Below are 17,879 nucleotides of genomic sequence, written 5' to 3'. Positions count from 1 at the left end.
AGCAAGCTCCCTCACCACAAAAGAACCCTTGCAGCAGGTTAGGCCGGTGGCTGGGTCTGGAGCATCGACGGCCGCTGACTCACCTCGGCATACCACGCCGCCAGCTTCGGATGGCTCGACCGCCACTGCATGTCCGGGTGGCGGAAGTCCAGATAAGCCAGTGCACACGCCACGCTGATCGCGGCCACGTCAAACGGCCCGGCCAGTTCGGCGATGGCGTCCTGTTCGAGCATGTCGAGGGCGCGGCGGATCTTGTCGCGCTGGCCTTCCAGCCACAGGTCCCAATGTTTTTCCTCGGGGCGCATGGCGGTTTCATAACGCACCAGTACGGCGGCATCCATGATGCCGTCGGCGGTCGAGGCCAGGGTCAGGCGCCGCCAGCGGGCCGGGCCGTTCCGGGGGATCAGTGGAGTCCCGGTGTGTTGGTAGTCGAGGTAATCGAGGATCACCCGGCTGTCGTGCAGCGCATTGCCGTCGGCCAGGCGCAGGGCGGGGATCTTGCCCAGCGCGTTGTCCAGGATTACATCGGCGTCGGGCTTGACCGGCGTCGGCACGCAGGCGTGCAAGGTCACGCGGTCCAGTTGACCGGTCTCGTGCAACAACACCCGTACTTTGCGCACAAACGGCGAGGCAGGGTTGTGGAACAACGTCATGCTGGGGGTGGACATGGGCATTCCTCGGAAAAGGGCAGCGCTAATCTATCTCAACGCTTGAGCAACGCCCAGCTACCTATGGCGGCCGGAATGCCCAGCCCCACCCAGCTCAGCGAATCCCACAAGCCGTCCCCCAGCAATGCCGCAAACAATCCGGCAGCACTCAACAACCCGATGGCCAGCGGAATGCCGAATACCTTCCAGAAACTCGATTGCCTCGGCTTCATGACTTGGCCGCCTTGCGCCGCACCAGCCACAGGTACACGCCACTGCCCAGGACGATGATGGTCAGCACATCCAGCACCGCCCACAGGATCTTCATCGGCATGCCGCCGTAGTCACCAAAGTGCAGCGGCTGGGACATGCCCATGGCGTCCATGTACCACGGCCGTTCGGCGATGGCGGTGACGTGCAGGTTGCTGGCGTCGATCAATACCGGCGTCAGCAGGTGTGAAGTCAGGTGGGTGCTGCCTTTCATGAACACCGCGTAGTGATGCTCGCTGGAGAAACGCGTGCCGGGGAACGCGATAAAGTCCGGCTCCATCCCGGGCGCGGCCTTGGCGGCAATCGTCAGCAGGTCGGTGGCGGGGGCGCGCAGGGTCAGCGGCGGGGCGTTTTTGTAAGGCTCGATCATTGCGCTGAGGCTGTCGGTGCGCCACGCGGCGATGATCAGGTCGGCGCAGGCGCTGATCACGCCGGTCACGCCCACTACCAGCGCCCAGGTCAGGGTGACCACGCCGATCAGGTTGTGCAGGTCGAGCCAGCGCAGGCGCGTGGATTTGTCCTGGCGCACGGTGGCGAATTTCAGCCGGCGCATGAACGGCAGGTACAACACCGTGCCGGAGATGATCGCCAGCACAAACAGAATGCCCATGAACGCCAGCAGCAACTTGCCCGGCAGCCCGGCGAACATATCGACGTGCAGGCGCAGCAGGAACATCGTCAGCCCGCCGTTGGCCGAAGGCGTTTCCACGGCCTCGCCGGTGCGGGCGTCGAGCATGAAGGTGTGGGAGGAATTGGGTTCGGTGCCGGCGGTGGCGGCCATGATCGCGATCACGCCGTTCTTGTCGTCTTCGTCCCAGGCCAGGTATTGCATGGCTTCGCCGGGGCGATGGGCCTGGGCTTTGGCAACAAGCTGTTCGAGGTTCAGCTGTGGGGTATCGGCGGGCATCTGTGCCAGCTCGGGTTCGTTGCCCAGCAGGTGGTCGATCTCGTGGTGAAAGATCAACGGCAGGCCGGTGAGAGCGAGCAGCAGCAGGAATACGGTGCAGACGAGGCTGGTCCAGGTGTGGATGAAGGACCAGCGGCGGATGGTTTTGCTTTTCATTTTCTAGCCTTCAGACACACCGAAGCCGCCCACGGGGGCGGCCCGGTTGTTAACTCAGCCGATTACCACTGGTAGGTGGCACTGGCGACGACGCTGCGTTGGTCGCCGTAGTAGCAGTAGGAAGCATCGCAGGTGGAAATGTAGTCCTTGTCGAACAGGTTGGTGGCATTCAGTTTCACCGAAGCCCCCTTGAGGCTGTTGTCCAGGCGGCCGAGGTCGTAATGCACGGAGGCATCGAACACGGTGTAGGCATTGGCCTTGCCCAGCCAGGTGTTGCCCTGGTCGCCATAGGTATTGCCGGTGTAACGGGCACCCGCGCCAATGCCGAAACCGTCGAGCACACCGGCGTGCCAGGTGTAGTCGGTCCACAGTGAGGCTTGCTGGTTTGGCATCAGTTGCAGGCGGTTGCCTTTGTATTGGCCTTTTTGCACTTCGGATTTGGCCAGGGTGTATGCAGCGATGACCTTAAGGTTCTCGGTCACGTCAGAGACGGCTTCCAATTCCAGGCCCTTGACCTTCACTTCGCCGGTCTGGTCGGTGATCGACTGGCCACCGGCGCCGAAGCTGGTAACCAGCACGTTCTTTTGGGTCAGGTCGTACACCGCTGCGCTCAGCAGGGTATTTGAGCCGGGTGGTTGGTACTTGACCCCCAATTCCCATTGCTTGCCTTCGGTGGGTTTGTACGACTCGGTTGGCGAGACGCTGGCGTTACTCGCTGGCTGGAACGATTCGGCGTAGGAGAGGTACGGAACGAAGCCCGAATCGAACACATAGCTCAGCGCGGCGTTGCCACTGAAGTTCTTGCTGCGGTCGGTATTGGTTGCATCGTTTTTGTTGAAGTAGGTGGTGCCTTGGTGCACCCAGTCTTCACGCCCGCCGAGGGTCAGGCGCCACTGGTCCAGGGCCATCTGGTCCTGGGCGTAAAGGCCAGTCTGGATGGTTTTCTGGTTGTAGTCGTAATAAGCGGTGGAGCGCGCCGGACGCACCACCGGCTTGGTGTTGACGGGGTTGTAGAGGTTGACTGTGCCGCCGTCACCGAAGATCGACAGGTACGAGGTGTCGGTGCGCTGGTGATCCAGGCCGAGCAACAGCGTGTGGGTGATATCACCGGTGGCGAAGTCAGCCTGGAAATTGTTGTCGACGGCGAACTGGCCGATGTTTTCGTCGACGTTGGTCGACCCGCGGCTGGTATTGCCCTCGGCATCAATGGTCGAGTAACCGTAGGAACCCACGGTCAGTTGCTGGAAAGCCAGCTCCGACTTGGTGTAACGCAGGTTCTGCTTGAACTGCCAGGTATCGTTGAAGCGATGCTCGAAGGCGTAGCCCAGCGCGTAGTAGGTGCGGTCGTAGTACTCGTAGTCCGGGTCGCCGAGGTTCTTGTGATGAGAGATGTCCCCCAACGGCGATTTGATCTTGGTGCCGACAATGGGCAGGAACTGACTGGTGGCGCCGGTATCGTCGCGGGTGAACTGCGACAGGAACGTCAGCTTGGTGTCGGTATCAATATTCCAGGTCAGGCTGGGGGCGATGTTGTAGCGCTTGTTGTCGATGTGATCGACCTGGGTACCGGCATCGCGCACCACGCCGCTGAGTCCGTAGAGAAACTGGCCTTCATCATCGATCTTGCCGGTGCTGGCGAAGTTGATCTGGCGGTAGTTGTCGCTGCCGTACTGCACCTGGATGGCATTGCTCGACTCGGCACTTGGACGTCGGCTGACCATATCCAGCAGGCCACCCGGTGGCGTCTGGCCGTAGACCGACGAGGCCGGCCCACGCAGCAGCGCAAGGCGGTCGAGGTTCCAGGTTTCGGCTTTCGGGTTGGCATACACGCCGCGTGGCAGCGGCAGGCCGTCGAGGAACTGGGTGGGTTCGAAGCCGCGTACACGCATCCAGTCGTAGCGGGTGTCACTGCCGTAGCTGGCGGACACGATACCGGGCATGTATTTGACGGCGTCATCCAGGTTCTGGACGTTGCGGTCCTGCATTTGCTGGCGAGTGGCGACGGAGATCGAACGCGGGGCTTCGACCAGTGCGGTATCGGTCTTGGTGCCGGCAGCGGTGCGGGTCGCCAGGTAACCATCAACCGGCCCCCATGCGCTTTCCGCGTCGGCCTGGCCGGTAATGCTGGTCTCCGGCAATGCCACGACCCCATCCGGGATCGCTACCAGGCTGAACGTGCCTGCACTGCTTTGCTCCAGTTGCAGCCCGGTCCCGCGCAACGCTTCACGCAATGCGCCTTGTGCATCGAATTGCCCTTTTACCGGCGCGGAAGTCTTGCCCGCTGCCAACCCCGGGTTCAGCGTCAGCGCCAAACCGGCCTGGCTGGCGATCTGGTTCAGGGTGGTGGCCAGCGACGCTGCCGGCAGATTGTAGGCGCGCACACTGGACGCTTGTTCGGCGGCGAGCAACTGGGTGCTGGCCAGCGGGGCGCTGAGGGCAATGGCCACGGCCAACAGGCTGGGGCGCAACAAGGTGTCTAGCGTGCGGGACATAGGGCGGCTCCTGAATGGAAATATTTCTCAATTGCCTATGTGCCGAGCGAGATGCAAAAAGTGATAGGGCTCGATGAAAATAATTTCTATTAGTGGGTGAGTGCTGTTTTTGAGGGCCTCATCGCAGGCGAGCCAGCTCCCACAGGGAAACGCATTCCACCTGTGGGAACTGGCTTGCCTGCGATGACAATGGCCTATGCACCACAGGAGCCTACGGCTTGGGCGCCACCGTCACCCACCACGGCGTGTGTTGTTGAATCTGCACCGGCAAGGTCGGCAGCAGCGCGTTCAGTGCCAGGTTGGTGTCGTGCAACGGAAAGCTGCCGGTGATCCGCAGGTCGGCCACCTGTTTATCCACACCCAGGTAACCGGTGCGGTAGCGGCTCAGTTCGGCAACCACATCGCCGAGCCGCGCGTTGTCCACCACCAGCATGCCGCGCGTCCAGGCGTCGGTGCCGGGGCTGACGGCAAGCATCGGGCCGAGGCTGTCGCGGCGCATCAGCACTTGCTGGCCTTCCTTGAAGATCTGCTCTTGATGCAGCGCTTCAGGCTGTGCGCCGACGGCAGACTGCAACACGCTGAGGCGGGTGCCATCTTCCTCGCGCTTGACGATAAACCGTGTGCCCAGGGCGCGCAGGCTGCCTTCGCGGGTTTCGACAAAAAACGGGCGGGCGTCGTTGTGGCCGGTTTCGACAAGGATCTCGCCTTCCTGCAATACGATCAGCCGACGTTTCTCGTCAAAGCGCACGTCAATGGCGCTGTGGGTGTTGAGGTTGATCACGGTGCCATCCGCCAGCTTCAGGGTGCGCTGTTCACCGGTGGCGGTGCGCTGGTCGGCCAGCCAATAGTTGAGCGGCACGTAGCGCTGGCCGACGAACAATGCCAGGCCGCACACCAGCACCACACTGGCCAGGCCGCTGCCGAGCTTGCGCACGCGGCGGCGAATGCCTTCGCGTGACTGCAGCAATGCCGCACGGGCCGGGCCCGAGGCCACACTGAAACGCTGATCGAGCATGCCCAACTGGCGCCAGGCGCGGGCGTGTTCTTCGTTGCTGGCCAGCCATTTGGCGAATTCTTCCTGCTCCACGGCACTGCCGTCGCCCGAACCGAGGGACAGTTGCCAGGCAATGGCCGCGTCGAGCACCCGCGCCGACACCGGCTTGGAACTGACCGGGCTCACAGCGGCTCGCCATACAGGGCGATGTAGCACTGGCGGATACCCTGGGCCAGGTATTGCCGCACCCGGGGCACGGAAACCCCCAGGCGCTGGGCGATTTCGGCGTGGCCCATGCCGTCGAGGCGGTTATAGAGGAAGGCCGCGCGGGCCTTGCTCGAGAGTTTGCCCAGCAGGCGGTCGATGGCCTTGAGGTCTTCGAGGATCAGTTGCTGTTCTTCCGGGGACGGGTGCTCGCTTTCCGGGATCAGCATCAGTTCGGTGAGGTAAGCCTGTTCCAGCGCGGCGCGGCGGAAATAATCGAACAGCAGGCCCTTGGCGATGGCCACCAGGAACGCCCGGGGCTCGCGGGGTTCACGCAGTTCTTCACGGCCCAGCAGGCGCATGAAGGTGTCCTGGCTGAGGTCTTCGGCGCGGCTGGGGCAGGCCACGTTGCGTCGCAGCCACGCCAACAGCCAGCTGCGATGATCGCGGTACAACGCGCCAACAAGCTCACTGTGGGGACTTTGGATTGACGACAAGGCGACACCGATCGGAAAGTTTAAACTAACGAGAATTATTCGCGATTGTGGCAGAGGTGTAAGGCGGGTGCAATTGGCGTTGGTCGGGCGGCGGCGTAATGCTATCTATCATGATGATGCCGCTTACTGTGGCGAGGGAGCTTGCTCCCGCTCGGCTGCGCAGCAGTCGTAATCCAGGCAGTGCATTTATTCAGTTGGAAATGGGTTGGCTGATTTGGGGGCGCTTCGCACCCCAGCGGGAGCAAGCTCCCTCGCCACCATTAGAATGAGGGCGCTTGCTTGCGGCGTTTCCATTGGCCCAGGCGCTGTTGTAACGCGTGCGGGCTGTCGATCTGCTGCTGCCGTGCGCGGCTGAACAAAATCAGCATCAGTTCCGCCGTTGCCAGCGCATCCGCACTGGCATGGTGACGCTCGCCCACTTGCAGCTTGAAATGCGTGATCCAGTCATCCAGCCCGGCTTCGCGGATGTTGGCGTCGGGGCACAGCAGCGGGGCGATGTCGGCCACGTCCAGGAACGGGTGGTTCAAGCGATAGCCCAGGCTGTCCTTGAGTGCCCGGCACAGCATGTGTTGATCGAAGGGCGCATGAAACGCCAGCAGCGGGCTGTCGCCGACAAACTCCATGAAGTCCATCAGCGCTTCTGCCGGGTCACTGCCCGCCGCAATGGCGCTGGGCCCCAGGCCATGGATCAGCACGCTGGGGTTGAGCTTGGTCTCGGCCCGGTGCAGGGTGCGCTCGAATAATTGCGAGAAGTCCACTGCGCCGTCCTCGATCACCACGGCGCCAATCGAAAGCACCTGGTCACGATTGAGGTTCAGGCCGCTGGTTTCCAGGTCCACCACCACCCAGCGTTGGGCCCGCAGCGATCCGTCCCCCAGCTCCCCAGGTGTGGGCAATTGCTCGACGCGCCGTTGTTGCGCCGCATCCAGGCCAGGTTTGGGTTTGCGCAACCAGCCAAACCAGCTCACAGCTGATACCGCAACGTCAGGCTGCCTTGCAGGCGTTGGGCCTGGCGCAGGGATTCGCGCAGGATGCGCCGGTCGAGGTGGTTGAGGCTGTCGGGATCGACGCGGTTGGAGTAGGGCAGGTTCTCGCGGGTTTGCAGTTGGTGTTGTTGCATGCGGGTTTGCTGGATGAAGTGATAGGCCTCTTCATAGGCGGCGCCATCAAGGCGTTCGATGACTTCCCTGGCCACCAGTTGGCGCAAGCGCTCCAGGGTGTTGATGGCGCTGATGCCGTTGGCCAATGCCAGCAGCCGGGCACCATCGACAAATGGCGTGAGGCCTTGCACCTTGAGGTCGAGAGTTGCCTTGTCGGCGCCTTTGCGCGTCAACACAAAATCCCGGAAGCGCCCTACCGGCGGGCGCTGGCGCAACGCGTTCTCGGCCAGCATGCGTTGGAACAAGCGGTTGTCTGCCACCTGGTCGAGAATGCCCTGGCGCAGTTGCTCGCACCCTTGCTCATCGCCCCACACCACCCGCAAATCAAAATAGATGCTCGAACCCAGCAGATTCTCCGGCGTCGCCTCACGGATAAACCCGGCAAAGCGCCGCGCCCATTCCGCCCGGGACAGGCACAGCTCCGGGTTACCGGCCATGATATTGCCCTTGCACAGGCTGAAGCCGCACAGCGCCAGGCTCTGGTTGATCTGTTGTGCCAGCGGCAGCAGGCGCCCGCGAATCTCGGCGGCTTCGGCGGCGTCCCGGGCTTCGAACAGGATGCCGTTGTCCTGGTCGGTATACAGCGTCTGCTCGCGGCGGCCCTCGCTGCCGAAACACAGCCAGCTGAATGGCACGCCCGGATCGCCCTTGTCGGCCAGGGTCAACTCGATGACACGGCACACCGTGTGATCGTTGAGCAAGGTGATGATGTGGGTGATCTGCGTAGACGACGCGCCGTGGGCGAGCATGCGCTCCACCAACTGGCCGATCTCGCCGCGAATCGCCACCAGGTTTTCGACCCTGGGTGCATTGCGGATGGTGCGCGCCAGGTGCACCAGGTCAACCCGCTGCAGGGAAAACAGGTCACGCTCGGACACCACGCCACACAGGCGCTGATCCTTGACCAGGCACACGTGGGCGATATGCCGCTCGGTCATCGCAATCGCCGCGTCGAAGGCGCTGTGGTCCGGCGTGAGGAAAAACGGCGCCTGGGTCATATGGCGCTCGATGCCCTGGTTGAAATCACTGGTGCCGTCGGCCACCACCTGGCGCAGGTCCCGCAGGGTGAAAATCCCCAGGGGCGCCTTGTGTTCATCGACGATCACAATGCTGCCCACTTGCTGCTCGTGCATTTGCGTGACCGCTTCACGCAGCGGCGTCAGCGGGCTGCAGGTGACCGGGTGACGCATGGCCAATTCGCCCAGGCGGGTGTTCAGCGAATATTGGGTGCCGAGGGTTTCCACGGCCTTTTGCTGGACTTGCTGGTTGACCTGGTCCAGCAAGCTGCTCACGCCGCGCAAGGCAAAGTCGCGAAACGCGCTGGAAAGGGCGAACAGCTTGATAAAGGCCGGCTTGTTCAGTTGCAGGCAGAAGGTGTCTTCGGCGGCTTTGTGCTCGGTACGGGTGGCCCGCTCCCCCAGCAGCGCCGCCAGCGGAAAACATTCACCGGTGGTGATTTCAAAGGTGGTTTCTGTCGAGTCCGGCCGCTCGCCGACTACGCGCCCCTGCTTGACGATATAGAAGTGTTCCACCGGCCCGCCCGAGGGCTTGAGGATGCTCTCGCCGGGGCCGTAGAAGCGCAATTGACACTGCTCTACCAGAAATCCCAGGTGGGCGTTTTCCATTTGGTTGAACGGCGGGAAGCGTTGCAGGAATTGCAGGGTGCCGTGGATGTTCTGCAACACAGCGGTTTTCCCCGCTTGTGTGAAAGCATCAGCTTTACTCATACCTATGACCGCAGTTTTTTGTCGTTATCGTGCCCCATGGTCGACTCCTGCGCTGCGGGTGCCCATTGGACGTAAGTCTAGGTAGCGTTATGCCTTCCACGACTAGGGAAAAACCTTACATGAATATCGTCCAAACCCCGTAGAACGCCCACTAGGCAAACTTTCCGACGAAGTGCACATTGTTCGCCCTTCCGGCGATGTCTGACTTCTGTGCTGGGAGATTGAATAGAACTGCCGAGAAACGTATGTCCGACCACGATATTTTGAGTGATGCCGAGCGCGAGGCCCTGAGTGCTGTTATGCAGGAGCCGGATTTGCCGCCACAACGGGTTTTGATCGTGGATGACGACAAGGACGCGCGCGAACTGTTGGCAGAAATTCTTGGCCTGGACGGCATTCGTTGCATGACCGCCGACAGCGGCGAGGCTGCATGGGACTTGTTGAGTTCCAGCAGCTCCATCGGCTTGCTGATCACCGACCTGCGCATGACGCCGAGCAACGGGCTGCAATTGATTCGCCAGGTGCGCGAATCCACCCGGGCGGCGCTGCCGATCATCATCATGTCGGGTGACGCCGAAGCGCCGGATGTGATTGATGCGATGCACTTGAGCGTGGTGGACTTTTTGCTCAAGCCGATTGATAGCGTGAAGCTGGCGAAAATGGTGAAGCGGGAGTTGGGGATGGCGTCCTAGACGGTGCCATTGGTCTGATTTCGCGAAGAACTGTCAATTCTGACAGTAGGAAAGTATCGAACTTCGCATGTTTACTGATTAGGAGGGGGTGGGTCGCAGGCCTGCACCTAATCAATTTGTGAACAGGAGTTCATCATGAGTACTGAAAAATTCAATATCGATGAGAAAGAACTGCACAAGGCCAAGACTTTAAGCAGTGGTGATGCTCGTATTGAAGTTTCGCGAGATGGCACCTTGAGTCATGTATTTGTGCCTACAGACGTCTTTGGCTATCTCTCCTGGAGCGCTTTGGACGGTGCAGTTGAGAGTGTTCGTATCTACTACGGAAGCGACTTGAAAGCCGGGCCGCATCATCGGCAAGCTCCACTTCTTAATGTCACCTACCGCGATGCCGACGGCCATTCATACCATCAGCCTGTGCTGGGTGACCTCACTGTGCTGGTCGATCGTCCGGAGTCCGGTACTACCTTCAAGCACATCGGGAAACTTACAAACGTAACGTTTGAATCGGACGGAGGAACGGTCACGCTTAATGGGAACTACACCGTTGAGTCCGATTGACATCCCAAACAAAAAAGCCCTGATCGATAGGTCAGGGCTTTTTCGTTTCTAGCGCTTACTCACAGACCATTCTTGGCCTTGAACTCCCGACGCCGACGGTGCAACACCGGCTCGGTATAGCCGTTCGGCTGCTTGGTCCCCTCAATCACCAACTCCACCGCTGCCTGGAACGCGATGTTGCTGTCGAAATCCGGAGCCAGCGGGCGGTACAGCGCATCCCCGGCGTTCTGACGGTCCACCACCGGCGCCATGCGCTTGAGGCTTTCCATCACCTGGGCTTCATTGACGATGCCGTGGCGCAACCAGTTGGCAATGTGCTGGCTGGAGATACGCAGGGTGGCGCGGTCTTCCATCAGGCCGACGTCGTTGATGTCCGGGACTTTCGAGCAACCCACGCCCTGGTCGATCCAGCGCACCACGTAACCGAGGATGCCCTGGGCGTTGTTGTCCAGCTCGTTGCGGATTTCTTCCTCGGACCAATCGGTATTCTGGGCCAGGGGAATGGTCAGGATATCGTCTACCGAAGCACGTTCGCGCTTGGCCAGTTCGGCCTGGCGGGCGAACACGTCAACCTTGTGGTAGTGCAGCGCATGCAGCGCAGCCGCCGTCGGCGAAGGAACCCACGCCGTGTTGGCGCCGGCCAGCGGGTGAGCAATCTTCTGCTCCAGCATGGCGGCCATCAGGTCGGGCATCGCCCACATGCCTTTACCGATTTGTGCGCGGCCTTGCAGGCCGGTGCTCAAGCCGATGTCCACGTTCCAGTTTTCGTAGGCGCCGATCCACTTCTCGGCCTTCATGGCGGCCTTGCGCACCATCGCGCCGGCTTCCATGGAGGTGTGGATCTCGTCGCCGGTACGGTCGAGGAAGCCGGTGTTGATAAACACCACACGCTCGCTGGCCGCCTTGATGCAGGCCTTGAGGTTGACCGTCGTACGACGCTCCTCGTCCATGATCCCGACTTTGAGCGTATTGCGCGGCAGCTTCAGCACGTCTTCGATGCGACCAAACAGCTCGTTGGTGAACGCGGCTTCTTCCGGGCCGTGCATTTTCGGTTTAACGATGTACACCGAACCGGTGCGGCTGTTCTTGCGGCGGGTGTTGCCGTTAAGGCTGTGGATCGCCGACAGGCTGGTGAGCAGGCCGTCGAGAATGCCTTCCGGCACTTCGTTGCCATCCTTGTCGAGGATCGCGTCGATGGTCATCAAGTGGCCAACGTTACGCACGAACAGCAGCGAACGACCGTGCAGGGTCACTTCCTTGCCGTCGGCACCGGTGTAGACGCGGTCGGCGTTCATGGTGCGGGTAAAGGTCTTGCCACCCTTGGCGACTTCTTCCGACAGGTCGCCCTTCATCAGGCCGAGCCAGTTGCGGTAGATCACCACCTTGTCATCGGCATCGACGGCGGCGACGGAGTCTTCGCAGTCCATGATGGTGGTCAGGGCGGCTTCCATCAGCACGTCTTTCACGCCGGCGGCGTCGGTCTGGCCGACCGGGGTGCTGGCGTCGACCTGGATTTCGAAGTGCAGGCCGTTGTGCTTCAGCAGGATGGCAGTCGGCTTGGCTGCGTCGCCCTGGTAGCCGATCAACTGGGCATCGCTGCGCAGGCCGCTGTTGCTGCCGCCCTTGAGGCTGACCACGAGCTTGCCGTCGACGATCTTGTAGCCAGTGGAGTCCACGTGGCTGCCGGCAGCCAATGGCGCGGCTTCGTCAAGGAAGGCGCGGGCGAAGGCGATGACTTTGTCGCCACGCACCTTGTTGTAGCCTTTGCCCTTTTCGGCGCCGTCGGCTTCGCTGATGGCGTCGGTGCCATACAGCGCGTCATACAGTGAGCCCCAGCGCGCATTCGAAGCGTTGAGGGCGAAACGGGCGTTCATCACCGGCACTACCAGCTGCGGGCCGGCCATGTGGGCAATTTCTTCATCGACGTTTTGGGTCGAGGCCTGGAAATCCGCGGCTTCTGGCAGCAGGTATCCGATATCTTGAAGGAAGGCTTTGTAGGCCACGGCGTCGTGTGCCTGGCCGGCGTGTGCCTGGTGCCAGGTGTCGATCCGCACTTGAAAATCGTCGCGTTTGGCGAGTAGGGCTTTGTTCTTCGGCGCCAGGTCGTGGATGACCTTGTCGGCACCGGCCCAGAACTGGTCGGCGGTAATGCCGGTACCAGGAATGGCTTCGTTGTTCACGAAGTCGAACAGGACTTTGGCGACCTGCAGGCCACCGACTTGAACGTGTTCAGTCATTGCTTGCCTCACTCTGCGGAGCTTATGCGCTTTTCAGCTTTTCAATTTACCAATGAAGCCTCTGGCCATGTAAACCGTGAACACGCTGCACCAGTACATGCCGTAGAAGGCGGCTGGGCGGGCTGCGTCGCGGTGCGTGGTTGCCTTGGCAGACATCGACCTAACGTTATGTAGTGCGCGATTGGGCATACTACATGATGAGTTGCGGTTGTGAAAATTAGACTAAATACGTCGTTTAGCGACCCACTTTGGTCGTACGGTCACAGTGGGGTACGGGATGTTCTCAAAAAACTATTGGATTGTTCCATATAAATATAAAAATGGTACACGATTTGTTTTCGTGGCTACCTGAGTCCACCTTGGTAGGTACGAGGGGAACGCCTGGTTCCTACCTGATTTTCATAAGAAGAGGACGACACCATGGACCATCTCGTACTGACTGTCATCGCCCCGGACAAACCCGGTGTGGTCGAACGCATCGCCCAATGCATCGCCGCCCATGGCGGCAACTGGCTGGAAAGCCGCATGGCGCACATGGCCGGGCAGTTTGCCGGGATTTTGCGGGTGAGCGTGCCGGCGGAAAATCGGCTGGACTTGATTGGCGCGCTGGAAGACTTGTCCACCCACGGCATTCGCGTGCTGCTGGGCGAAAGCAGTTCGCTCGCCCCCAGCGAGTCGCAACCCATCGCGATGGAACTGGTCGGTAACGACCGGCCGGGGATTGTTCGCGACATCACCGCGCTGCTCAGCAAGCAGGGCGTCAACCTGGAGCGCTTGATCACCGACGTGCGCCCGGCGCCCATGAGCAGCGACCTGCTGTTCCACGCCGAAGCCCTGCTGGCGGTGCCGTTGACGCTGCCGCTGGAAACCTTGCAGGCGGCGCTGGAAACCCTGGCCGACGACTTGATGGTGGAACTGGAACTACGCAGCGAGGAATAGTTGCCCACAAGGTTATGCATGGAAATCTTGCATGGGCCTGTGGATAACCTGTAGAGACCCGCGTCCGGCCCAGGCGGGCCGTGGCTCTTCGCCGGCTGGCTAAAAAACGAACAGTTTCAAGGGCTTGTGCACAAACGCCGGGGACCAGGCTGTGGATAACCTTGGGGTGAATGCCTGCAAGCCACACCGGCTGTGGCTTGCAGAGGTTTGTACGTTATTTGATCAGTTTTTCCGCACAGTCATCCAGGCGTCGATGCTGTAAACCACCAGGCCGGCCCAGATAAAGCAGAAGGCGATCAGCGTGGCGGGTGCCAGGTGTTCGTTGAACAACAGCACGGCTTCCAGCAGCACCAGGGTGGGCGCCACGTATTGCAGGAAGCCCAGGGCGGTGTAGGGCAAATGCCGTGCGGCGGCGTTGAAACACACCAGCGGGATCAGCGTCACCGGGCCTGCGGCCACCAGCCACCACGCTTCGGAGGTGCTCCAGAATTCCATCTGTGCGCTGTGGGCCGAGGGGTTGAACAGCAACCATGCGATGGCAATCGGCACCAGCATCCAGGTTTCCACCACCAGCCCGGGCAATGCCTTGACCGGCGCCTGCTTGCGGATCAACCCGTAGAAACCAAAGGTCGCCGCCAGGACCAGGGATACCCACGGCAGGCTGCCGACTTGCCATACCTGTTGCGCCACACCTACCGCTGCCAGGCCCACGGCCACCCATTGCAGGCGGCGCAGGCGCTCGCCGAGGATCACCATGCCCAGCAGCACGTTCACCAGCGGGTTGATGTAGTAACCCAGGCTGGCCTCCAGCATGCGGCCACTGTTCACCGACCACACGTAGGTCAGCCAGTTGGCTGCGATCAAGGTGCCGCTCAGGGCCAGGATCGCCAGGCGCCTGGGGTTGTCCCGCAGTTCGCGAAACCAGCCCGGGTGTTTCCAGACTATCAGCAGCAGACTGCCGAACAGCGCCGACCACAGCACGCGGTTGACGATGATTTCTGCGGCGGGAACGCTGGCGATGGCCTTGAAGTAGATCGGGAACAGGCCCCAGATGACGTAGGCGCTCAGGCCCAATATGTACCCGCGACGGGGGTTGGCGGCTTGCATGCAGAATCCTTGCTTAGGCAGCTAACAAAGCCGCGATTGTAAGGATATTTGTCAGTCAGTGGGATGTGCTTTTCTGTAGGCGCTGGCTTGCCGGCGATGGCTTCACCTCGGTTCCACTGATACACCGAGGCGCTTGCATCGCCGGCAAGCCAGCTCCTACAGGGGATTGTGGTGTGCGTTAGAACAGTTTCAAGGGTTCTTCATTGAGCGCCGACAACTGCTCGCGCAACGCCAGCACCTGGTCGCCCCAGTAACGTTCGCTGCCAAACCAGGGAAAGCTGTGGGGGAACGCCGGGTCGTCCCAGCGCCGTGCAAGCCAGGCGCTGTAGTGCATCAGGCGCAGGGCACGCAGGGGTTCGATCAGGGCCAGTTCGCGCGGGTCGAAGTCGTGGAATTCCTGGTAGCCGTCCATCAATTCCGACAGTTGCCCCAGGCATTCCTGACGATCACCGGCGAGCATCATCCACAGGTCCTGAACGGCGGGGCCCATGCGGCAGTCATCGAGGTCGACGATGTGGAACATCTCGTCGCGGCACATCATGTTGCCGGGGTGGCAATCGCCGTGCATGCGGATGTTCTTGTGGGGCGTGGCCTTGTAGACATCTTCCACCCGCTTGAGCAGGTCGCGGGCCACGGACTCGTAGGCTGGCAGCAGGCTGCGAGGAATGAAGTTGCCTTCCAGCAGGGTGTTCAGGGAATCGTGACCGAAATTCTTCACGCCCAGGGCTTCGCGGTGTTCGAAGGGGCGGGTGGAACCGACCGCATGCAGGCGGCCGAGCAATTGGCCGAGGCGATACAACTGGTCGAGGTTGCCCGGCTCCGGTGCGCGTCCGCCACGGCGCGGGAACAGGGTGAAGCGGAAACCCGCGTGCTCGAACAGGCTTTCACCGTTGTGAATCATCGGCGCCACCACCGGCACTTCGCACTCGGCCAGTTCGAAGGTGAAGCTGTGTTCTTCGAGGATCGCTTCGTTGGTCCAGCGTTGCGGCCGATAGAACTTGGCGATCAAGGGCTCGGAGTCTTCGATGCCGACCTGGTAGACACGGTTTTCGTAGCTGTTGAGCGCGAGGATGCGGGCGTCGCTGAGGAAACCGATGCTTTCGACTGCGTCGAGCACCAGGTCAGGGGTCAGTGTTTCAAACGGGTGTGCCATGCGAACTCCTGCGCGCAGCAGGGCGCCGCGTCCGGCCGGGTATGGTAACGCACCGGGGTCGAGATAGGTGGTGACTGTTCTGACGCCTTCGCGAGCAAGTCGAATCGTCGCACCGCCGCTCCCACATTAAACCGAGTCCTGGCTTTGGAATGCGGTCAAATGTGGGAGCGGGCTTGCTCGCGAAGAGGCCTTATCAGGCGCCGACGATCCCGCCATCATCCCGACGAATCGCCATCACCGAGGACCGTGGCTTGCCATTTGGCAGATGCTCCGGCCAGGTGGAGCCACCGGTTTCCCCCGGATGCTGAATCCCCACAAACAGGGTTTTCTGGTCCGGCGAGAAGCTGATCCCGGTCACTTCACAGGCCACCGGCCCCACCATGAACCGCCGAATTTCACCGGTCGACGGGTCGGCACACAGCATCTGGTTATTACCCATCCCGGCAAAGTCGCCGCCGTTGCTGTAGTCGCCATCGGTGAGGATCCACAACCGCCCGGCCTTGTCGAAGCCCAGGCCGTCCGGGCTGTTGAACATGTTCTGCGGGTTGATGTTGGACGAGCCGCCTTTTGGCGTGCCGGCATGCACGGTCGGGTTGCCGGCCACCACGAACAAATCCCAGCTGAAGTCCGGCGCGCCATGGTCGTTGGCGTTGGCCTTCCAGCGCAGGATCTGCCCGTAGACGTTTTTCTCCCGCGGGTTCGGGCCACCCACCGGCTGGCCGTCTTCGCCGCGCTTGGCGTTGTTGGTCAGGGTGCAATACACCTGGCCGTCGGTGGGGCTGACCACGATCCATTCCGGGCGGTCCATGCGGGTGGCTTTCACCACGCTGGCGGCCAGGCGCGCGTGGATCAGCACTTCGGCCTGGCTGGCAAAACCGCTGTTGGCGTCGATGCCGTTCTTGCCGTAGGTCAGCTCGACCCATTGGCCCTGGCCCTTGGGATGGTCGGCATTGCCGTCGCCCGCGTCGAAAATCGCCACATACAAGGTGCCGTGGTCCAGCAGGTCCTTGTTGGCCTTGGGATTCTTGTGATTGATCTTGTCGCGGCTGATGAACTTGTAGATGAACTCGCCGCGCTCGTCGTCGCCCATGTACACCACGGCGCGGCCGTCGCGGGTTTCCGCCAGCGCAGCATTTTCATGCTTGAAGCGGCCGAGGGCGGTGCGCTTGACCGGTGTGGATTGCGGGTCGAACGGGTCGATTTCCACTACCCAGCCATGGCGGTTGAGTTCGTTGGGATTCTTGGCCATGTCGAAGCGCGGGTCGTGGGGGTGCCAGTTGATGTCTTTGCTCGCGGCGACCACGCCATAGCGTTTCTGCCCGGCGTCGAAGGTCTGTTGCGGGTTGCTGCTGCCGAAGCAGTCGGTGAAGTTCTCTTCGCAGGTGAGATACGTGCCCCACGGGGTCTTGCCGTTGGCGCAGTTCTGGAAGGTGCCGAGGACTTTTTTGCCGGTTTTGTCGGCGCTGGTTTTCAGCCAGGCATGGCCCGCCGCAGGGCCACCGAAGCGGATTGGCGAGTTGCCGTGGATGCGCCGGTTGTAGCGCGAGTCCTGGACGAACTGCCAGGTGTCGCCTTTGCGCCGTACTTCGATCACCGACACGCCTTCGCTGGCCAACGCCTTGCGCACGTCTTCGGCCGATTGCGGCGCGCCGCCGTGGGCGTAGAGGTAGCGGTAGTTGGTGTATTCGTTGTTGATCGCCATCAGCGCGCGGTTGTCGTCACCGGGGAAGGCGAACAGGCTCATGCCGTCGTTGTTGTCGCCGAACTGCTGTTCCTGGGCCTTGGCCGTGCCGTTGCCGCTGGGGTCGAAGGCCGGCGCGTTCTTGTGCAGCGGCTGGCCCCAGCTGATCAGTACCGAAGCGCTGTAGCCGGGCGGCAGGGTGATGGTGTCGCTGGTGGCCGAGGCGATGCTGGTGAAACCCAGCAATGGGCTGTTCGACGCGGCGTTGACCGCCAGGGCGCTGCGGGTCAGCAGGTTGCCGCCGAGGAACATCGCGGCACCGCACAGGGCGCCGGCGCCGATAAAACGCCGGCGGCTGAGGCCGACCATCTGTTCCAGGTCGGTGGCTTGGTTTTCTTCTAATAGGCTCATTTCAGGCTCCCTGCGGGTTTTTGCAGCCACCTTAGGGAGCAGTC

General features: G+C 61.6%; 15 protein-coding genes. 3 read left to right on the top strand and 12 right to left on the bottom strand.

What is annotated here, in order from left to right:
* Window positions 1–38: 38 nt before the first annotated feature.
* The 8 genes from HX873_RS03625 to HX873_RS03590 form a co-directional block, all read right to left on the bottom strand.
* Window positions 39–668, bottom strand: coding sequence for a glutathione S-transferase (locus HX873_RS03625; protein WP_003209214.1), 630 nt, complete (start codon window positions 666–668; stop codon window positions 39–41).
* A gap of 35 nt (window positions 669–703) precedes the next feature.
* Window positions 704–880 (bottom strand): hypothetical protein, encoded by a 177-nt coding sequence (locus HX873_RS03620; protein WP_003209216.1) that lies wholly within the window; start codon window positions 878–880, stop codon window positions 704–706.
* Complete coding sequence (locus HX873_RS03615) at window positions 877–1,980, bottom strand: PepSY domain-containing protein (protein WP_003209218.1); 1,104 nt, start codon at window positions 1,978–1,980, stop codon at window positions 877–879. Before HX873_RS03615 ends, HX873_RS03620 begins: the two co-directional genes overlap by 4 nt.
* A 62-nt stretch (window positions 1,981–2,042) precedes the next feature.
* Window positions 2,043–4,472: a TonB-dependent siderophore receptor gene (locus HX873_RS03610; protein ID WP_177027985.1), complete on the bottom strand. Its 2,430-nt coding sequence runs from the start codon at window positions 4,470–4,472 to the stop codon at window positions 2,043–2,045.
* A gap of 211 nt (window positions 4,473–4,683) precedes the next feature.
* Complete coding sequence (locus HX873_RS03605; RefSeq protein ID WP_102370054.1) at window positions 4,684–5,652, bottom strand: FecR domain-containing protein; 969 nt, start codon at window positions 5,650–5,652, stop codon at window positions 4,684–4,686.
* Entirely contained in the window at window positions 5,649–6,167 is a 519-nt protein-coding gene (locus HX873_RS03600) for an RNA polymerase sigma factor (protein ID WP_010167452.1), read from the bottom strand. Before HX873_RS03600 ends, HX873_RS03605 begins: the two co-directional genes overlap by 4 nt.
* Window positions 6,168–6,427: 260 nt before the next feature.
* A complete protein-coding gene (locus HX873_RS03595; RefSeq protein ID WP_003211091.1) occupies window positions 6,428–7,135 on the bottom strand; it encodes a PolC-type DNA polymerase III in 708 nt (235 codons plus the stop codon).
* The gene (locus HX873_RS03590; RefSeq protein ID WP_003211088.1) at window positions 7,132–9,054 is read right to left on the bottom strand and encodes a putative nucleotidyltransferase substrate binding domain-containing protein; all 1,923 of its coding nucleotides are present in this window, start codon (window positions 9,052–9,054) and stop codon (window positions 7,132–7,134) included. Before HX873_RS03590 ends, HX873_RS03595 begins: the two co-directional genes overlap by 4 nt.
* A gap of 245 nt (window positions 9,055–9,299) precedes the next feature.
* Here HX873_RS03590 and HX873_RS03585 point away from each other — a divergent pair, with 245 nt between their 5' ends.
* Window positions 9,300–9,746: a response regulator gene (locus tag HX873_RS03585; RefSeq protein WP_003211086.1), complete on the top strand. Its 447-nt coding sequence runs from the start codon at window positions 9,300–9,302 to the stop codon at window positions 9,744–9,746.
* Window positions 9,747–9,881: 135 nt separating this feature from the next.
* Window positions 9,882–10,307 (top strand): hypothetical protein, encoded by a 426-nt coding sequence (locus HX873_RS03580; protein ID WP_177122389.1) that lies wholly within the window; start codon window positions 9,882–9,884, stop codon window positions 10,305–10,307.
* 59 nt (window positions 10,308–10,366) lie between these two features.
* On the opposite strand, the gene HX873_RS03575 is transcribed toward HX873_RS03580, so the two are convergent.
* Complete coding sequence (locus tag HX873_RS03575) at window positions 10,367–12,544, bottom strand: malate synthase G (protein WP_177008820.1); 2,178 nt, start codon at window positions 12,542–12,544, stop codon at window positions 10,367–10,369.
* A 420-nt stretch (window positions 12,545–12,964) separates the two neighbouring features.
* Between HX873_RS03575 and HX873_RS03570 the strand changes: the two genes are divergently transcribed.
* Window positions 12,965–13,483, top strand: coding sequence for a glycine cleavage system protein R (locus HX873_RS03570; RefSeq protein WP_003211081.1), 519 nt, complete (start codon window positions 12,965–12,967; stop codon window positions 13,481–13,483).
* Between the two features lie 222 nt (window positions 13,484–13,705).
* Here the strand turns inward: HX873_RS03570 and rarD are convergent, their stop codons facing one another.
* From rarD to HX873_RS03555, 3 genes are all read right to left on the bottom strand, one after another.
* A complete protein-coding gene (gene rarD / locus HX873_RS03565; RefSeq protein ID WP_177122388.1) occupies window positions 13,706–14,590 on the bottom strand; it encodes an EamA family transporter RarD in 885 nt (294 codons plus the stop codon).
* Between the two features lie 178 nt (window positions 14,591–14,768).
* The gene (locus HX873_RS03560; RefSeq protein ID WP_087694744.1) at window positions 14,769–15,743 is read right to left on the bottom strand and encodes a serine/threonine protein kinase; all 975 of its coding nucleotides are present in this window, start codon (window positions 15,741–15,743) and stop codon (window positions 14,769–14,771) included.
* A gap of 193 nt (window positions 15,744–15,936) precedes the next feature.
* Window positions 15,937–17,835, bottom strand: a complete 1,899-nt coding sequence (locus HX873_RS03555) for a PhoX family phosphatase (protein ID WP_087694743.1) — start codon at window positions 17,833–17,835, stop codon at window positions 15,937–15,939.
* Between the last annotated feature and the right edge of the window lie 44 nt (window positions 17,836–17,879).

The sequence above is a fragment of the Pseudomonas sp. P7758 genome, from assembly GCF_013386485.1.
Taxonomy (GTDB): domain Bacteria; phylum Pseudomonadota; class Gammaproteobacteria; order Pseudomonadales; family Pseudomonadaceae; genus Aquipseudomonas.
Note: the sequence above shows the minus strand (reverse complement) of the source record. Positions and strands in the feature narration are given on the sequence as shown.